This is a genomic window from Aliivibrio fischeri (assembly GCF_009727955.1).
GTDB classification, from domain to species: Bacteria; Pseudomonadota; Gammaproteobacteria; order Enterobacterales; family Vibrionaceae; genus Aliivibrio; species Aliivibrio fischeri_A.
Window position 1 is genome coordinate 535,064 of sequence record NZ_WOBR01000004.1, and the last position, 16,476, is coordinate 551,539.

16 protein-coding genes are annotated in these 16,476 nt (G+C 37.2%); 13 read left to right on the top strand and 3 right to left on the bottom strand.

Annotated features, from left to right (window positions below):
- Positions 1 to 199: 199 nt before the first annotated feature.
- Positions 200 to 994 carry a hypothetical protein gene (locus tag GNP81_RS05840; protein ID WP_236781384.1) on the top strand — a complete coding sequence of 265 codons (795 nt, stop codon included), beginning with the start codon at positions 200 to 202 and terminating at the stop codon, positions 992 to 994.
- A 44-nt stretch (positions 995 to 1,038) separates the two neighbouring features.
- Here GNP81_RS05840 and GNP81_RS05845 read toward each other — a convergent pair whose 3' ends face one another.
- The gene (locus GNP81_RS05845; RefSeq protein WP_155674473.1) at positions 1,039 to 2,730 is read right to left on the bottom strand and encodes a chitinase; all 1,692 of its coding nucleotides are present in this window, start codon (positions 2,728 to 2,730) and stop codon (positions 1,039 to 1,041) included.
- Positions 2,731 to 2,915: 185 nt separating this feature from the next.
- Here GNP81_RS05845 and GNP81_RS05850 point away from each other — a divergent pair, with 185 nt between their 5' ends.
- From GNP81_RS05850 to GNP81_RS05880, 6 genes are all read left to right on the top strand, one after another.
- A complete protein-coding gene (locus tag GNP81_RS05850) occupies positions 2,916 to 3,359 on the top strand; it encodes a GNAT family N-acetyltransferase (RefSeq protein ID WP_155672290.1) in 444 nt (147 codons plus the stop codon).
- A 16-nt stretch (positions 3,360 to 3,375) separates the two neighbouring features.
- Positions 3,376 to 4,161, top strand: coding sequence for an SDR family oxidoreductase (locus tag GNP81_RS05855; RefSeq protein WP_236781383.1), 786 nt, complete (start codon positions 3,376 to 3,378; stop codon positions 4,159 to 4,161).
- A gap of 23 nt (positions 4,162 to 4,184) precedes the next feature.
- Positions 4,185 to 5,030, top strand: coding sequence for a sulfurtransferase (locus GNP81_RS05860; RefSeq protein ID WP_155672291.1), 846 nt, complete (start codon positions 4,185 to 4,187; stop codon positions 5,028 to 5,030).
- 34 nt (positions 5,031 to 5,064) lie between these two features.
- A complete protein-coding gene (locus tag GNP81_RS19300) occupies positions 5,065 to 5,283 on the top strand; it encodes a DUF6500 family protein (RefSeq protein WP_196587422.1) in 219 nt (72 codons plus the stop codon).
- 1 nt (position 5,284) lies between these two features.
- Positions 5,285 to 5,719 (top strand): GNAT family N-acetyltransferase, encoded by a 435-nt coding sequence (locus tag GNP81_RS05875; protein WP_026029318.1) that lies wholly within the window; start codon positions 5,285 to 5,287, stop codon positions 5,717 to 5,719.
- 89 nt (positions 5,720 to 5,808) lie between these two features.
- On the top strand, positions 5,809 to 6,282 hold the full coding sequence (locus GNP81_RS05880; RefSeq protein ID WP_155672294.1) for a GNAT family N-acetyltransferase: 474 nt from the start codon (positions 5,809 to 5,811) through the stop codon (positions 6,280 to 6,282).
- Here GNP81_RS05880 and GNP81_RS05885 read toward each other — a convergent pair.
- A complete protein-coding gene (locus GNP81_RS05885) occupies positions 6,279 to 6,923 on the bottom strand; it encodes a glutathione S-transferase (protein ID WP_155672398.1) in 645 nt (214 codons plus the stop codon). The two genes, GNP81_RS05880 and GNP81_RS05885, sit on opposite strands and share 4 nt — an antisense overlap.
- A gap of 171 nt (positions 6,924 to 7,094) precedes the next feature.
- Between GNP81_RS05885 and GNP81_RS05890 the strand changes: the two genes are divergently transcribed.
- The 5 genes from GNP81_RS05890 to GNP81_RS05910 all read left to right on the top strand — a co-directional run bounded on the left by GNP81_RS05890 (position 7,095) and on the right by GNP81_RS05910 (position 14,598).
- Positions 7,095 to 9,338 carry a peptidase U32 family protein gene (locus GNP81_RS05890; RefSeq protein ID WP_155674472.1) on the top strand — a complete coding sequence of 748 codons (2,244 nt, stop codon included), beginning with the start codon at positions 7,095 to 7,097 and terminating at the stop codon, positions 9,336 to 9,338.
- Between the two features lie 142 nt (positions 9,339 to 9,480).
- Positions 9,481 to 10,014 (top strand): GNAT family N-acetyltransferase, encoded by a 534-nt coding sequence (locus GNP81_RS05895; protein WP_236781382.1) that lies wholly within the window; start codon positions 9,481 to 9,483, stop codon positions 10,012 to 10,014.
- 62 nt (positions 10,015 to 10,076) lie between these two features.
- On the top strand, positions 10,077 to 10,427 hold the full coding sequence (locus tag GNP81_RS05900) for a hypothetical protein (RefSeq protein WP_005419372.1): 351 nt from the start codon (positions 10,077 to 10,079) through the stop codon (positions 10,425 to 10,427).
- Between the two features lie 141 nt (positions 10,428 to 10,568).
- A complete protein-coding gene (locus GNP81_RS05905) occupies positions 10,569 to 11,726 on the top strand; it encodes a serine hydrolase domain-containing protein (protein ID WP_155672296.1) in 1,158 nt (385 codons plus the stop codon).
- A gap of 34 nt (positions 11,727 to 11,760) precedes the next feature.
- Positions 11,761 to 14,598 carry an alkaline phosphatase family protein gene (locus GNP81_RS05910; RefSeq protein WP_155674643.1) on the top strand — a complete coding sequence of 946 codons (2,838 nt, stop codon included), beginning with the start codon at positions 11,761 to 11,763 and terminating at the stop codon, positions 14,596 to 14,598.
- On the opposite strand, the gene GNP81_RS05915 is transcribed toward GNP81_RS05910, so the two are convergent.
- A complete protein-coding gene (locus GNP81_RS05915; RefSeq protein WP_155674471.1) occupies positions 14,595 to 15,488 on the bottom strand; it encodes a LysR family transcriptional regulator in 894 nt (297 codons plus the stop codon). The two genes, GNP81_RS05910 and GNP81_RS05915, sit on opposite strands and share 4 nt — an antisense overlap.
- A gap of 146 nt (positions 15,489 to 15,634) precedes the next feature.
- Here GNP81_RS05915 and GNP81_RS05920 point away from each other — a divergent pair, with 146 nt between their 5' ends.
- On the top strand, positions 15,635 to 16,435 hold the full coding sequence (locus GNP81_RS05920; protein WP_155674470.1) for a putative hydro-lyase: 801 nt from the start codon (positions 15,635 to 15,637) through the stop codon (positions 16,433 to 16,435).
- Positions 16,436 to 16,476 lie beyond the last annotated feature (41 nt).

A 16,476-nucleotide genomic window follows, 5' to 3' on the forward strand; every position in this document is an offset into this window, starting at 1 on the left:
GCTTTTCTTTTAGGTATGATGTTTTGAATAAAGTCAATTATGTATTTTGCTGTTCAATTAATAATAATGAAGTAGCTCGCAGATTGTTTTCATTAAAATACAAAATTGCGACGCCTATCATTCGGTATAATTTATGTAAATGAACTGTGTAATTCTTGTTTGTAAAATTGTTCTGGGTATTTATCAAGGACAGATTATTATGAAAAAGAGTTTATTAATTCTTCCATGTTTTGGGCTACTTACTGCTTGTGGTGGTAGTGATGGTGGTGGAAGTGATGAGACAGATCCTCCTTATGGATTTTGTTCTAATGGTCAGAGCTTAACATGTACGTATTCCGTTTCTGAGCTTGAATTGACCTATACTATGTATGTTGAGCATGATGGCGGTCTCTATTTTAGAGGTGATTTTTCTAGTCAAAATAAACCATCTGTTTATCCATACGAAATGACGGTATCTGATATTGATAGATTGGAGATCCTTCAGGATGGTGTGTTACATAAAAGGGATGATTCAGCATCAATAACGTTTTCTAATTTGGATACTTCAGGTTCAAATTACGAGTTTTATTGGTATCGTAATAATGAACTCGTCGGATATAGTTCGGTTGATAGACTTCCTGAACCGACAAAAAATTTCACGTACGAAGTATTAAACAATACGAGCTTAGTCACGGCACAATGGGATGCAGTTCCTGATCATGAATATTCGTTTGAAATGGCCTTTTTAAACTGTACCTATCCTGATGGTGAAAGAAATATTAGTTTTGATGCATCGGTTCCTAATTATAGTATTTCACAACCAGAATCATCATTTACTATTGATGTTGAAACGCAATTTGGAGAAAAGATAAGTGAGCTAACATCTAGTTATCAAAGCTGCTATATTGCTGGAAGAATAATTGGAGATAACCAGTCAATGATTCCTACTCAACATGTGGGGAACATTAAACTTAATTTTGAAGCGAATGATCTTGTTTTTATCAATTTATTTTAAATAAGAATGGGCCGACAAAACGGCCCATTTTTTATTTGATATGATTACACTCTTTTCCAAACTCCCCATTCACCAGATGTTTCTGGGTTATTGCCTTGGGTCCACCACTGAGCTTGATACGTAACACCATTAACGGTAACTTGGTCACCAGTGTTGTATGTTGCTGTTGCATCCCACGTTGATGATGGATCTGTTGGCTCCGTTGGCGGAGTAGGTTCAACTGGTGCCGGTGGTGTTGGTTCAACAGGAGTTGGCTCAACGGCTACAGGAGGTGTTGGTTCTGTTGGTGTACCGCTGATTACTTCCCAAACACCAGTTGTACTTGTTGCTGGGTTATCACCTTGGTTCCACCATTTAGCTTGATAAGTCACGCCGTTAACGACAACTTGATCACCTGTATTATAAACTTTGTTTGCATCCCATGTATTTGTTGGGTCTGTCGGATCCGTTGGTTCAGATGGGTCTGTTGGTAGAGTTTCTACAACTCGAGTTTCAGGCCAATTTGCATGAGAACCATAGAAGTTAGTGACACATTTTTCGTAATCACCAGGAACAAGTGCAGAGTAGGCGGTTTGGAAGCCAACTAATTCACACTCAAAAGACGCACCTTCTGGACGATCTGGGTAATATTTCCAGTTACCATCCCAGTTAGTGTAAAGTACATCTGTTGCACCATTTAGGTTCAAGCTACCGTAAGGAGTTTGTTGCCAACAAGTATTCTTCTCATCTGCTTCCACTGGGATTTCGTAATGTGAAGACAGTCCTTCCCAGTAACGAATACGGTTAACTGGTTGTCCTTTATCCTTATTCTGTTCACCACATTCGATACCACCATTAATTACGTTAATAGTCGTACCAAATCCGTAACCAATTCCTGCATCTGTTTCACGTTGTGATGGTGTCCATGTGCGATCAATAACATGAAGCATTGCTGGTTTTGGCGCTTGTGGTGTTAAGAAGAACCAAATAGCAGACGCTAAGTTTAGCCAAGAATCAGCAACTAAACCTGGATTGTTTAATAATACAGTCGCATCGCCGTCATACATAACTTCAGAGAAAGCACCGTAGTTAAAGTGGTAAGAAAGCTGTTTAGCACCGCGGCCAAAGTAACCTTGACCTGCTGCACACGGCCAACGTTTGTTTTGCCAATCATTTTGACCACAACCTGTTGTATAACCTTCTTGACCTTCTGACCATCCCATTTCACGAACGTGAACAAGCGCTTGCTGCCATTCTTCAAGTCCTAATGGGTTGTCTGATACGTTATCTACAGCAATATGGCCACCCGTTTCTTGTGAGAAATGTGCAAATGCCGTTACAATGGATTTTTTACAAATAGCGTCAGCATCACGTCCATCGGTATAGTCACCACAGAACGCAGGGAATTTACCAATAGCACGTAAGAAGCGAGTATAAGTATATTCTGGCGCCGCCATTTGAGTTAGGAAAAACCATTCAGATTGCGGAAAAACTCGTTCAACACGTTTTACGTTATCTGGGTTAGTAGGAACGCCTGCATCAATAGCTTCAACAACACTGTTAGGACGAGTTTCTAATGCTTTAGCCCAAACATCGTACATAGGGTCTAATGTTTTCGCATCTTCAGCTGCTTTAATTTCAGCTTTAGATACAACATAACCTGTTGGATTATCAGGGTCAGGTTGAGGATTCATTGTAAAACTATTAGCTGCAAAACTGCATGCTAGCAATGAAGGTAAAAGAGCGAGTTTAAACATGATTAACGTTCCTTGTGATAATTTAAAAACGAAATTAAGTTGGAATAACTATAGGAGTTTTTAGTAGATTTAGTTATCTCATCTGTTATATCTGTTTTAACAATGCGAGTTGTTTCAAATAGTATGAAATATAAACAAAAGCACATACGCAATGTGATTCATGAAGTAGAAAGGGAAATGTATTGATGGTAAGTATTCGCACAGCAGAAAAAACCGATTTGGCTCGAGTTTTTGATATTGAAACTGAAGCATTTGGTGAACATGGTTATCCATCTTTCTTTATTCGACAAGCATTTGATTGCTGGGCTGATGGTTTATTAGTCGCTAAAAAAGAGGGTGAGACGCTTGGTTATGTATTGCAAGTACCATCAAGTGTGGTTAAAGGTGATGCTTGGATATTGGCGGTAGCAGTATCAAAAGCAGCACAAGGTTGTGGTCTTGGAAAAAAACTCTTAGAAACGGCAATTACAACCGCAAAAGATTACGACAGATTATTGTTGACCGTATGTCCAAAAAATAAAAAAGCGTACGCATTATACCAATCCTATGGATTCTATTTATTGAAGGAAGAGCAGGATTATTTTGGTCTTGGTGAAGATCGCTTGGTACTTGCTTTAGATATAAATTAAATAAAGATTAGGGATTATGATGATATCAATAAGCGTACTCGGATGTGGTTGGTTAGGGTTGCCTTTAGCAAAACACCTAATTGATTCTGGTTTTATGGTAAAAGGCTCTATAAGAAGTTCAAGCAAAATAAGTGACCTAGAAAAAAATCATATTAAACCGTATTTGTTAGATATAGACACCGTTGAACAATCATGGAGTCAATTTTTGACCTCTGATGTTTTAATCATTGCAGTACCATCAAAAAATATCGAAGGATTTACCTCTTTAATTCCTATCATTGAATCTTCGTCGATAAAACATGTGCTATTTGTAAGCTCCACATCGGTTTATGAAGACGCGAATCGAGTAGTTACCGAAGAAGATGCAACCATACCTGCTTCTGCATTATCACAGATTGAGCGTTTATTTATGCAGTCGACCAAGTTTACAACAACCGTAATTCGATTTAGCGGACTTGTAGGGTATTCAAGGAATCCAGGACGCTTTTTTGCCAAAAGTGGGCGCTCTGTGAGTAACCCCGATGCACCAGTAAATATGATCCATCAGGATGACTGTATTGGACTGATTACTCAAATCATTAAGCAAGAAAAATGGAATGAGATTTTTAATGCGTGTGCTGATACTCACCCAAGTAAACGTGAATTTTATACACAAGCAACGCAACGTATTGGTGTTGAAACACCAACGTTTATTGAATCTAATGAACAAACATTTAAAATCATCAGTAATCATAAAATAAAAGAAGCGTTAGGCTATGAATTTATTCACCCTGATGTAATGAATATTACGTATGATAGTTAACAAATACCAAATAGGGAGTCATCATGAACCAATTATTAGCTGATAACCCATTAGTTACTACTGAGTGGCTAGCAGAACATATTAATGATACCAATCTTGTAATTGTTGATGCTTATATGGCGAATATAGTTGGTAAAGAACCGATTGTTTATGACGAGCTTTGTTGTTTGCCTAACTCACGAAAACTTGATGTTGAGCTGGATTTTTGCGATCACACTTCTTCTCAAATTCATGCATTACCAACAGAATCACAGTTTACAAAAGTCGCTCAAGAGCTTGGGATTAATTCAGATTCAGTCGTTGTGATATACGATAATCAAGGTATCTATTCATCCCCTCGTGCTTGGTGGACATTTAAAGTCATGGGGTTTGAGCACGTTTATGTATTGGATGGTGGCTTACCAAAATGGCAAGAAGAAAAGAGGGAAGTCGTTACTTCTTATCAACCAATACCGTCTTTAGGTAATGCAGTAGCTAAGTCGAATACGCATTTAGCTTGTGATTCAGATGAGATCCTTCAAGCTATCGATACAGATGCCATTATTTTAGATGCACGAGGTGAGATGCGATTTTTAGGAAAAGCAGCTGAGCCGCGTGAAGGCGTTCGTAGTGGTCACATTCCAAGTTCTAAAAATCTCCCATTTTCTTTGTTGTTAGACAATGTGGCGTTTAAAAATAAAGAGATTTTGAATTCTGTTTTTCAAGAAAGAATACCATCAAATAACGCAAAGGTATTTTTCAGTTGTGGTTCAGGCATAACGGCTTGTATTTTAATTCTGGCAGCAGTTTCAATTGGGTATAAAAATGTCATTTTATACGATGGTTCATGGGCTGATTGGGGAAGCAATCATAAGTTACCGATTGAATAATGAGTTTGTTCTTTGAGGAGCTAAGGTTTAGACAATGCGAAATAGCTTAAGAGACAAGGTAATTGCAGTTTGTGATAAAAAAATAGAGCAAAAAGGAGATAACGTTGGTGTCTCTTTTTATGCTTTTTTTGCTAATAAAAATGATGATCCAGAGCTATTAATGGAAGCGGCGACATGGTGGATATCAACACATAAATTAGATCACTTTGAGAAAGCACATAAAATCAAGACAATGGTTTTAGATGGCAAATAATATGAAAATAGAAATACATCAAGGCACAGTGGCTGACGTGCTTATTGTGGATCAACAAATCCCTGAATTTGATAACCGAAATACACATGAGAAACTGACACAACGTTTAAGTGATAAAAAGCACCTTATCTTAGTTGCTGTCTCTGAAGGTATTCCAGTAGCGTATAAGATGGGCTACCAACTTTCTGATTCTGAGTTCTATAGTTGGTTAGGTGGTGTCGTCCCGAGCGCAAGAAAGCAAGGCATTGCAACTCAGTTAAGAGTGACGCAAGAAGAGTGGGCTAAAAAGCAAAGTTATGAAGCGATCAGTGTTAAATCAATGAATCGTTATCCTGCCATGTTGCAACTGCTTATCTCTAGTGGATATCACATTTCAGGCTATGAAGATGAAGGCTCAAGCGATACTAGTAAGATCAAATTTTTAAAGAAATTGTAGTGGTAGCTAAGTGAAACCACCATGATGGTCTAAACTGAAAGAGTCTATTGCAAGTGTGAGTCATGGATTTATGAGATAAGGATAATGTTATGGATAAAATCATATTTCAACGCGTAACTGATTGTGAATATCCGTCCTTATTCTCTATATATAAAAAATACTTGCAGCCAACGATAGAGGAAGCGCTGGGTTGGGATGAATTGTACCAACAACAGCGTTTTAATCAGTCATACCAAAAAGAGTGGTTTGATTGGATAATGTATAACGGTGAGCGTTTAGGGATAATTTGTACTAAGCCAGATGCCATCAGAAGCATTATCCATATTCACTTATTGATTGTTTTTGAAAAATACCAAAAGAAAGGTGTTGGTACTGCGGTGATGAAGTGTTATCAAAAACACTATAGTGACGTTGTCACTAAATCATGCTTATCTGCTTTTAAAAACAATAAACCAGTCATCGATTTTTATCTCTCGTTAGGGTATCAAATTGTTCGAGAAGATGATCATTTTGTTGAGATGGAACGCTCTCTTTGTTTTAGTGGATATTTAGGTGAACCTTAACCAAAAATCACAGCTTCAGTATTACCGTTCCATTTAGGGTAGATCGTCATGGCTTTAGAGAAAATAGGGTCATCATAATGATGAATGAGCCATGATCTCAAATGCGGTAAAGGAGCACTGTTGTACCATTTCTTATCTACTCGTGATAATTGGCGAATAAAAGGTAAAAGCGCATAATCAACGATACTGGCACTTTCCCCCATGATGAACGTATGTCTAGATAATCGCTCTTCAATGTCTGATAACCATTCGACACACTGATTTCTATACTCAATTTCGTCATCGTCGTGATAACGTGAGGCAGCTCTGTATTTTTGTAAGACATGCACAAATTCAGTGTCATTGCGGCGAATTAATTCCAACATCAATGGAAGCTGAAGCAAATCATGATGGTATAGTAAGTTCCTTGGGTCGGATTGGGTTAGTGCCCAAAGCATCACATCAACACTTTCTTCAATAACCGTATCTTCAAAATGAAGTACAGGTACCGTACCTTTTGGTGAAATGGATAACATTTCTTTGGGTTTATTATTCATATCTATATCACGCAATACAACAGTTTGCTCAGCATATAAAATGGCTAAGCGTGCACGCATTGCGTATGGGCATTGTCGTAATGAGTAGAGAATAGGAATAGTCATTGTTACCTCAAGTTTTGAATGACGCTGAATACGTGTCATTGCTAATGAAAATCATAGCTATACCTCATGATCTGGATCAATAAAAACCCTTACTTCTGGTAATAAAAGTGTGAGGCGAGTAGAATACTCCCTCAAAAATTATTACAGCAAAACGAAGTGAGCAATTTCAGAATGAGCAGAAAACTTGAATTATTGGCACCCGGCGGTGATGTAGAAGCGATAAAAGCGGCCATCGTAGCAGGGGCAAATGCCGTTTATTGTGGCTTAGATGTATTTAACGCCCGTAACCGTGCATCTAATCTCTCATTTGATGAATTGACTGGTATTTTACGCCTTGCACACGCGCATGGTTGTGAAGTATTCCTTACTTTGAATATTGTTCTTCTTGAACATGAAATCAAAAGCATAGCTAAATTACTGAATCAACTAGTGAATACATCGGTTGATGGTATTATTGTGCAAGATTTGGCAATGTTTGATTTAGTAAAAAAATATTTCCCAACACTCGATGTTCACGCTTCAACGCAATTAACTACGCATAATGAAGGACAAATTAAGTTCTTAGCTAAGTTAGGGGCTTCTCGTGTTAATTTATCTCGTGAACTCAATATTGAAGAAGTGAAATCACTGACTGCTGTTGCTCATGAACACGATGTGTTAACTGAAGTGTTTGTTCATGGTTCATTATGTATCGCGTTTTCTGGTCAATGTTATTCAACATCAGTTAGTGCGGGTAACTCAGGTAACCGTGGCCGTTGTAGCCAAGCATGTCGTGATGAATACGAAGAAACAGCGGTTGGTAACAAATACCCTCTAAACTTAAAAGACAACTCAGCGTATTTTGATTTGCCTGATCTGGTCGATGCCAAAGTTGATTCTTTAAAAGTAGAAGGGCGCATTAAAGGCTCTCATTACGTTTATACAGTTATTGATAATTGGCGCAAAAACATCAATAAATTCATCGAGTCTGGTGATTTATTAGAAGATGATTCAAACCTTCACAAAGTGTTCAATCGTGATTTTACCAATTCATTTTTGACTGGTAACTTAACCAAAGACATGTTCATCGATAACCCAAGAGATCACAGTGTTACTCATGCGGTAGAGAAAAGTAATGCTATTGATGTGGTTCAAATTCATGATGTTAAAGCTGAATTGAACGCAGCAAAAGACAATCTTGGTGAAGAGTTACGTGAGAAAATTCAAGAGCTGGATATTTCAAAGCTGCCATTATCCATTGCATTTAAAGCTCAGCTTGATAGTCCATTAAAAGTGGTTGTTGCAACTTCAAAAGAGATCTTTGAGTTAGAATCAACATCGTTACTTATGTCTGCTGGTGAGAAGTCAATTACGCCAAAAGAGCTAGAGAAACGCTTTAAAGGGGTTTCTAATAGTGATTATGAATTCTCTGGTTATGATTTTTCTCAAGTTGATGAAGGATTGATCCTACCATTTAAAGAGCTTTCAGATCTGAAAGATCAAATAGCGTATCGTTTAAATGGAAATAAAGCGGTTATTAAACATGTTGAACTACCAAAATTAACTCAGAAGCCGAAAGTTGAACAACAACCTAAGTTGTCTATGCTCATCGCAGATATTGCTGACTTAAAAGTATGCGATGTCACTGATGCTGATATTTACTTTAAGTTACCAGAAAGCTTTAGACGTAATGATAAAACGTACATCAATATTTTCTTAGAAAACCCAAGATTGATCCCATGGTTCCCTGCGGTACTGATTGGCAAAGATTATAATGAAGCGGTGAAATTCCTTGAAGAAGTAAAACCTACACGTATTGTTACTAATAATACCGGTATTGCTTATAAAGCGTATGAAATGGGAATCGAGTGGGTGGCAGGTCCATTCATGAATACCACCAACTCACATGCATTAATTACACTAAAAGAAGAGTTTAATTGTGCTGGTGCTTTCATTTCTAATGAAATTAATCAAGGACAGATGAAGCACATTCGTCGTCCTGAAAACTTTAAGTTACTTTACAGCATTTATCATCCAATTTTGTTGATGACAAGTCGCCAATGTTTCTTCCAACAAACGGTTGGTTGTAATAAGCGTGCGATTGAAGCCGGTTGTATGATTAAGTGTGAAAAAGCGACAACCATTACGAACATGAAAGGGGTCTCTTTTGCTGTTGATAAGCAAAAAGGCGGCTACCCAAGTATTTATAACCATGAGCAATTCTTAAACATGGATGTCGTTAATGATTTATCTGATCTGTTTGATGAATTCTTTATTGATCTAACCAATATTGGTGGTGGTTCTAAAGAGCAAGCGGATATTGTTGAATTAGCAACACACTTTGAGGCTCTGGTTAAAGGTGAAAGCACAGTTCAAGAAGCCTTATATTCAATGGTGCCTATTAATACGCATAATCAGTATGTGAAAGGTCTCTAATCGAATTATCGCTTTGATTTAAATAGTCAGCCACGATCACATATCGTGGCTTTTTTTTGTCTATAATCAATTTATAGCAACATAATGTTAACTTAAAGTTCAGTTAACATCATTGCTAAAGGAAATAACATAAGAGGGATTAATGATGGTCAAATTAGAATTATTAAAACAAAGTGATGCGTCGGCATTACTTGAGTTTGAACTAAAAAATAAAGAGTGGTTTGAATCTTTTATTGAAGCCAGAGACGATGATTTTTTTGATGATAATGGCATAAAAGATCACGTTAATTTTTGTCTAGCTGAATATAAAAAAGGGTTACTTTACCCAACATTAATTAAAGATGAAAACGATCAAATACTCGGTAGAGCAAACTTATACAATATCGATAGAGTGAAAAACAGCGGTTCAATCGGATATCGAATTGGTGAAGAGTTTACTTCGCAAGGTTTAGCAACATTAGCCACAAAAGAGCTGTTAGAAATAGGGAAAAACAGATATGAATTATCATCGGTAAACGCAGTAGCATCGACAGATAATGCAGCATCTCAGAAAGTATTAATGAAAAATGGATTTAAACAAGTTGGATTTAAGCCTGAGTTTGCTTTTGTTGATGGTGAAATTATTGATTGCTATGAATATCGTTGTCTAATTCAGCAGTTATCACCCGTGACATAGACTAAATATAGCCGTAAGAAGGGCATTACTATATACTTTCTCGTTTCAAAGGAAATCCAATAATGGAAATGATAATCGTCTCTTCTGAAAGACAGAAACGAATGATCATGATTTTTAGCCGCATGAAAGCTAAAATGTCAGATAAAGCGCTTCTTAATAGCTTAGACTCACGCCAAGTTAATTCAACAGCGTATCCTGCATTTAAAAAAGCTCCAGATCTTCGTGTTGAGCGAATTTATTTGCCATTTGGCGATGATAAAACCGGTTCATTAGATGGCGGTGATTTCTTATATCGCTACCTTTCTAAGGGATACATTTGTCTTGGTGATTTTGAAGGACAGCCAAAGCCAGATTTAACCCCATGGGGTGTGCGCTCTGTTCGTCGTCAGCCTAAGATTGGATTTGGTTTATAATTTAAATGTCAATGTAATTGCTAAGTGAATCAATTGCATAAAAGTTAATTGTAAATCGGAATTCCGATTGAATTTACGACATTTAGATATAGTGGGAGTATTCTATAAAATTCAATGTTATGAGTTATGTAGAGGACTTCCATGAATCGCTATACGTTAAGCTTCATCTCATTACCTTTATTATTTTCTTCGGTACTATCAGCTAAAGATCTTAATATTGCCCAGTACTTCACCATACAAGATAATGAAACACCTGGTTGCGGTGTTGGTATTATTCAATCCGATAAATTAATTGAACAGCTGTACGTTGGGCAATCAAGTATTCGATATCAAGTTCCTATTGATAACAAAACCGTTTTTGATATTGGCTCTGTTAGTAAACATATGACAGCTTATATTATTATGGCGTTGGAATCTGAAGGGCTATTATCCCAAGAACAAACACTGGCTGATTTTTATAAAGATGGGCCAGAGTGGTTTAATAACGTTACGCTTTCTCATTTAATTCATCATCAAAGTGGTATTCCTGATTATTTAAACGATAGTGAATCCGCTCTTTATTTGATGAAACGTTTTAAAACTCATGATAAAGAAATTAATAACGCACTCTGGGGTGGGATGGTAGATACTCCGTATTTATTTTCTGAAATTGTCGGCTTTAGTAAACAATTAAAATCACCCACATTTACGCCGGGAACATCAATTTCATATAGCAATACAGGGTATGTATTACTTGCTGATATTATTGAGAAAGTGACCAACCATAAATTTGAAGATGAAATTGCCTCTCGAATTTTCATTCCCTTAAAAATGAACAACACTCAAGCATCAACGAAAGACAATTTTATTATTAACTGGAAAGCATCCAGTTATTATGTCGATAAATACGGTAATTATGCTCATAGTCACTCAATGTTAGCTACACAAGGTGATGGTGGAATACAAAGTACAGTTCCGGATATGGCTAAGTGGATTGGGCATTTAATTAAACCTAAGTATGCAGATGAGGCCCGTGAGAAGTTACTTACGTTGTCTAAGGGTGAATACCCAGAATTTACAGCGTATTGGGGAGCTGCAGAGTTTAAAATGGGAGGCTCTAAATACGTGAATGGGCTGATGGCAAAGAATTTATACAATGGTGAGTTCTATAGTCATTCAGGTTATTCTCTTGATGGAATGGTGACTGAGTTTTGGTTTTCACCAGAACGAGAAATTGGCTATATTCAAATGTGTAATTATAAATATTTAAAAATGCCACCATTGAAAAAAATAGTACAACAATACGGGAAAGGAAATTAAAGTGAAAAAAAGAACGGTGTCGTCGTTATTAGGAATGAGTGCGTTATCATTTTCTATGTTGAGTTTGCCATGTTCCGCAAATATCAGTGCAGTGCCTGTTGTTGGTGGCATTGTTAATTCAAGCGAGATCTTAAAACATCAAATTAATGATTCTATTACTTATACGACAACCACCGTTCGTGACGCTGCTATTTTTACTATTGCAGGCCTTACGCTAGATGCTTACATTTTATCTCTACCGCTTGATAGTAGCGTCAAAAAACGTGTTATTGCACAATTATCTAATCCTTATTACGCCATTCCCCTTGGTCATTTTCTTTATACTTTCGTTGATAAATACGGAGATATGGATAATGAAGATGCGTTTAAAACCTATTTAAAAACAAAATACAGTGAAGAAAAATTACAGCGTTTTAGCCATTCTTTGTTCACACTTAATGAGCTTCAAAAAGCAGAAGATGTATTGGAACCATCAGAAGGGCATCATCAAGGATTAAAGGTTGATCGTAAATTTATCGCCAATATGGTAGTGGTTTATGATGAATTGGTTCAAATTGGTGAGTGGAAAGATCTTAATACCTTACCGGATCGCTATACGTATCTTTCAGATAGTCCGGAAGACAAAGCCATTATCGATAAGATTCAACCGATTATATTATCTGGTTTAGAGAAATCTGTGCTTGGTATGGATAAGGGAGAGATGCGAAGTGCATTAGAGCTTATTATTGCAGATGGTAAACCCGAGAATAAAAACAAAGTAAATAATAAAGCAGAAGCCCTGACCATAACATTAATTGATTTTGTTCGTCTTAACGTGCTGAAATCTTATCGTCAATTTGTGTATCAAGAGCAACGACAAATCGCATTAAATTTGTGGTTACAAGAAACATTTAAAGACAATCCTGACACCTTGGTTGCTTATTTAGCATCACGTCAACAGCGTCGATTGGCCGTACAAATTACGGTAGATGGCTTGCAACAAGGCCTTATTGAAGGCTTAGTTACACCAACAGAAAAAACGTTTTTAAATCAGATATATCAAGACCACTTAAATCGCAATGAATATAAGCCTCATGGGGAGCCAACCTCTCAACCAGAGCATGAACAGCAATTAACCTTTTTAAAAACCATGGTAGAAAAGGGTTATCAAGATCCAAACTATTTGCCTTTTTTTAACCAGTTATACCAAGAGTATGAAAAGAGCATTGTTAATGTTGGCATTTCATCAACACCTACGATAAGTGTTCGTAATTTACCAATAATCAAAACAGGTGCAAAGGTATCGGGCAAGGGAGGAACAGGGATCCCTAATTTCCACTTTGTTGACAGACAAGATGACCGTGCCTATTACTTTTTTGGTAATGATGCGTTGCAGTTAGATCGATTAATGGATGCAAATAAAGTTCAAACTATGTTTGATCGCCTAGATTACTTAGTTACGCTCAATTGCAATGCTCAGTATGATTGGAATGCACATACAACTTACGATGGTTTAGTGAATTTAGGGGCAGGAGAAAGTCTGCGTGATTTTGGGGAAAAACGGTGTTTACGTGAATTAACTCAAAGAGCAAAAACAGAAAAAGCCATAACAGAAATGAGAGCAGAGCTAATTGAAGAAATTGGCATTTATCAAAATATTTTTGTATTAGATATTTACAGTAAGCTCACACAGAAATGGAAGATTCAGCAACAATTAGAAACGCTCTCTAAGTTAGAGCAAAAAGGTATGCCGGATTACGCTCTTATTTATAACCCATGGCCAGATCACTTTGCTCATTTTACAGGCCCTTTTAGTGATGAAATATTGATGCCAACGGGGGAGCTTAACCGCTTGGACTATTGGTTAACGCAAATTTCAGATGTGTATAAATCAGCCAATGTTTATGATCGCACATTGTGGGGAATGGCGGGCGATCATGGCTTGGCCCCAGTTTATTATTCATTAAACCCTGAGAAGCAAGTATTTGAAACGCTTCAATCTGAGCTAGATTACCCATTAATAATTAAGAAAATATCCTCTGATGAAGGAGAAGGTCCAAAAATTACGAACGCATTAAACTATGAGAGTAATAAAGAGGTCGATGTTGTCGTGGCTTCTACTGCAGGTGGTAATTTTATGATGGACTTTTTTAATTCTCAACAAGGGTGGAAAGTACAACCAACGTATGCCGAGCTCACAACATGGATACCAGTTAATGCACCTGAAGATCAATCGATTAATGTTGTGAATGAAATTGCTTCACGCTTAAAAGAGTCGTTAGATTATCTGGTTGTGAGAGAAACGCCTTGTTCGTTAGATGAATGTCAGATACGAGTGATTGGCTTTAAAGACGACATAAGAGTTGATGAATTGATCTCTAAGAAGGGCAACCGACTGTTTTATCAACCTGTTGCTGGTTCATCTCAATTGCTTGAGGTCGATGTACTTAATATCTATAAACCACAGTTAAACGAGATTGAACAAAAGCAATATGATGAACTATACCAACGTTGCATGATCTCAGCTGATGCTAATGAAGAGAGTTCATGGTGTACTGAGCAAGAATGGCGAACATTAACATCATTTACAGCTCGTCCTGATGTGGTAAACCAATTAGCCTATTTGTACGAAGAAGACAGAGCTGGAACGATTAATTTATTTCCTAAGTTTGGTGTTGGTTTTAACACCAAGGTACCAGGCCGTCATGCTGGAGAGCATTATTTAGAGAAAGATGCGTTCTTAGGGTTTTGGGGCGAGCCTATAAAGAATAAGATGGCACCACTTATCATTGAAGAGAACGGTTCTTTAGCTCCAACACTGTATCAATATTTAACTGAAGAAAGAGTGATAAAAAATGAAAATGGTTGGGGATATCCTTCTTTGCTAAATTAGTTAACATTTTTATATTGTTTTACGGCCTCAAAAGTCAGTTTGACTGACTCTATTGTCATCAGATTTACAGGCGTATCAATATAAGCAACAGAAAATTGAAGCGGACTTGGTGACCAGTCTGCTTCAATTATTTCTAATGTATTGTTTTGCAGAGAAGTATGTATGACTTCTTTAGGTAGGATAGCGATACCAATACCACTCTCAGCGAGTCTAATGCTTGCGGATAGAGAACTCGCAGAGTAGAAGCGTGTTGCTTGATTATTGTGCGTATGAAAATAACGTTCTATTTCATAGTATGGTGATGTGTTTCGGGCGTAGGTAATCAATGGCCACTGAGCAAAGTTAAGTACTTTATTTTTTTGTGTTTGTTGTAATGTCGGGCTTGCCACCCAGTGTAAATCGTAATTACAGATGGCTTGACTAACCACATTCGGTTCATCAACTACTCCTAATAAAATCGCGATATCAATATTTCGTGCTAGCAATTCTTTTCGTAAATTTATGGTGGCATCAACGATAAGTTCTACCTCTAAGTGAGGTAAATTCTGATGAATAAGCGCTAAGTAGTGCGGTAACCATGTATGTACGACCGTTTCAGAAACCCCAATCCGTAAAATTCCAGATATTGCTTCAGCACTGTTTGCTAAAACTTGTAATTGATCGGCATTGTTCAATAACTTTTCGGCTAAAGGTAATAATTCACGTCCTTTGGCTGTTAATGAAATTGAACCAGTATCACGATAAAACAATGCCGTATTAAGTGTTTCTTCGAGGTTTGCAATACGCGTAGAGATGGCAGGCTGTGTTGTACATAAATGCTTTGCGGCTTGGCGAAAACTCCCCAAATGCGCTATCCAGACAAACGTTTCCAGCTGTTTTAAATTGAGCATTTAAGCCTCTCTTTTATTAATTTGTTGAGGGGTGATAAATTTTTTTTATCAAGAATAGCAGAAAAATACGAATAGACATTATATAAATAAGCAGTAATGTAACCCTTGGTTAACGATAAAATTACAAATAACGAAAGGATTGTTATATGGATCAAGGACTGTCGCTCAATAAACTGCCTCTTAAAGAATTACGTAATCTTATTAGGAATAATCAATTTACGGGTTCAACAACAGGTTGTGCTGCAGGATATTTACAAGCAAACCTTGTTATATTACCAGCTGAGTGGGCAACTGATTTTTTGCTGTTTTGTCAAAAAAATCCGGTGGCGTGTCCTTTAATTGACGTCAGCCAACCAGGAGAAAAGTACCTTAAATCCATCGGGGACGATATTAATTTATCAACTGACGTTCCTGAATATCATGTTTTTTATGATGGTGAATTTGAAACTGCAGTCTCTGATCTTTCAACGCTATGGAGAGAAGATTTAGTTACTTTTGTTTTAGGGTGCTCTTTCTCATTCGAAGAGGCGTTAATACAATCTGGTTTATCCATCCGAAATATCGATGAAGGGAAGAATGTTTCAATGTATGACACCAGTATTCCTTGCCAATCATCAGGAAAGTTCAGTGGAAACTATGTGGTGTCAATGCGCCCATTCACTTCCATTGATGCTATTCGTGCTATTCAAATTACTACTCGTTTTCCTAAAGCGCACGGAGCGCCAGTTCACTTTGGCGATCCAAGCCTGATTGGAATTGACGATATATCAACCCCAAACTATGGCGATGTCGTTGAAATAAAGCCAAATGAAGTGCCTGTTTTTTGGGGGTGTGGCGTTACACCACAAAATGTTATTCGTCAGAGTCGACCGCCATTTTGTATTACGCACGCTCCGGGAAAAATGTTGATCACTGATCGCCTAAGTTCAGAGTTTGCCGTGCTTTAAAGCATACATTTATTGTTACTACCAAATTTAATAATTAAGGA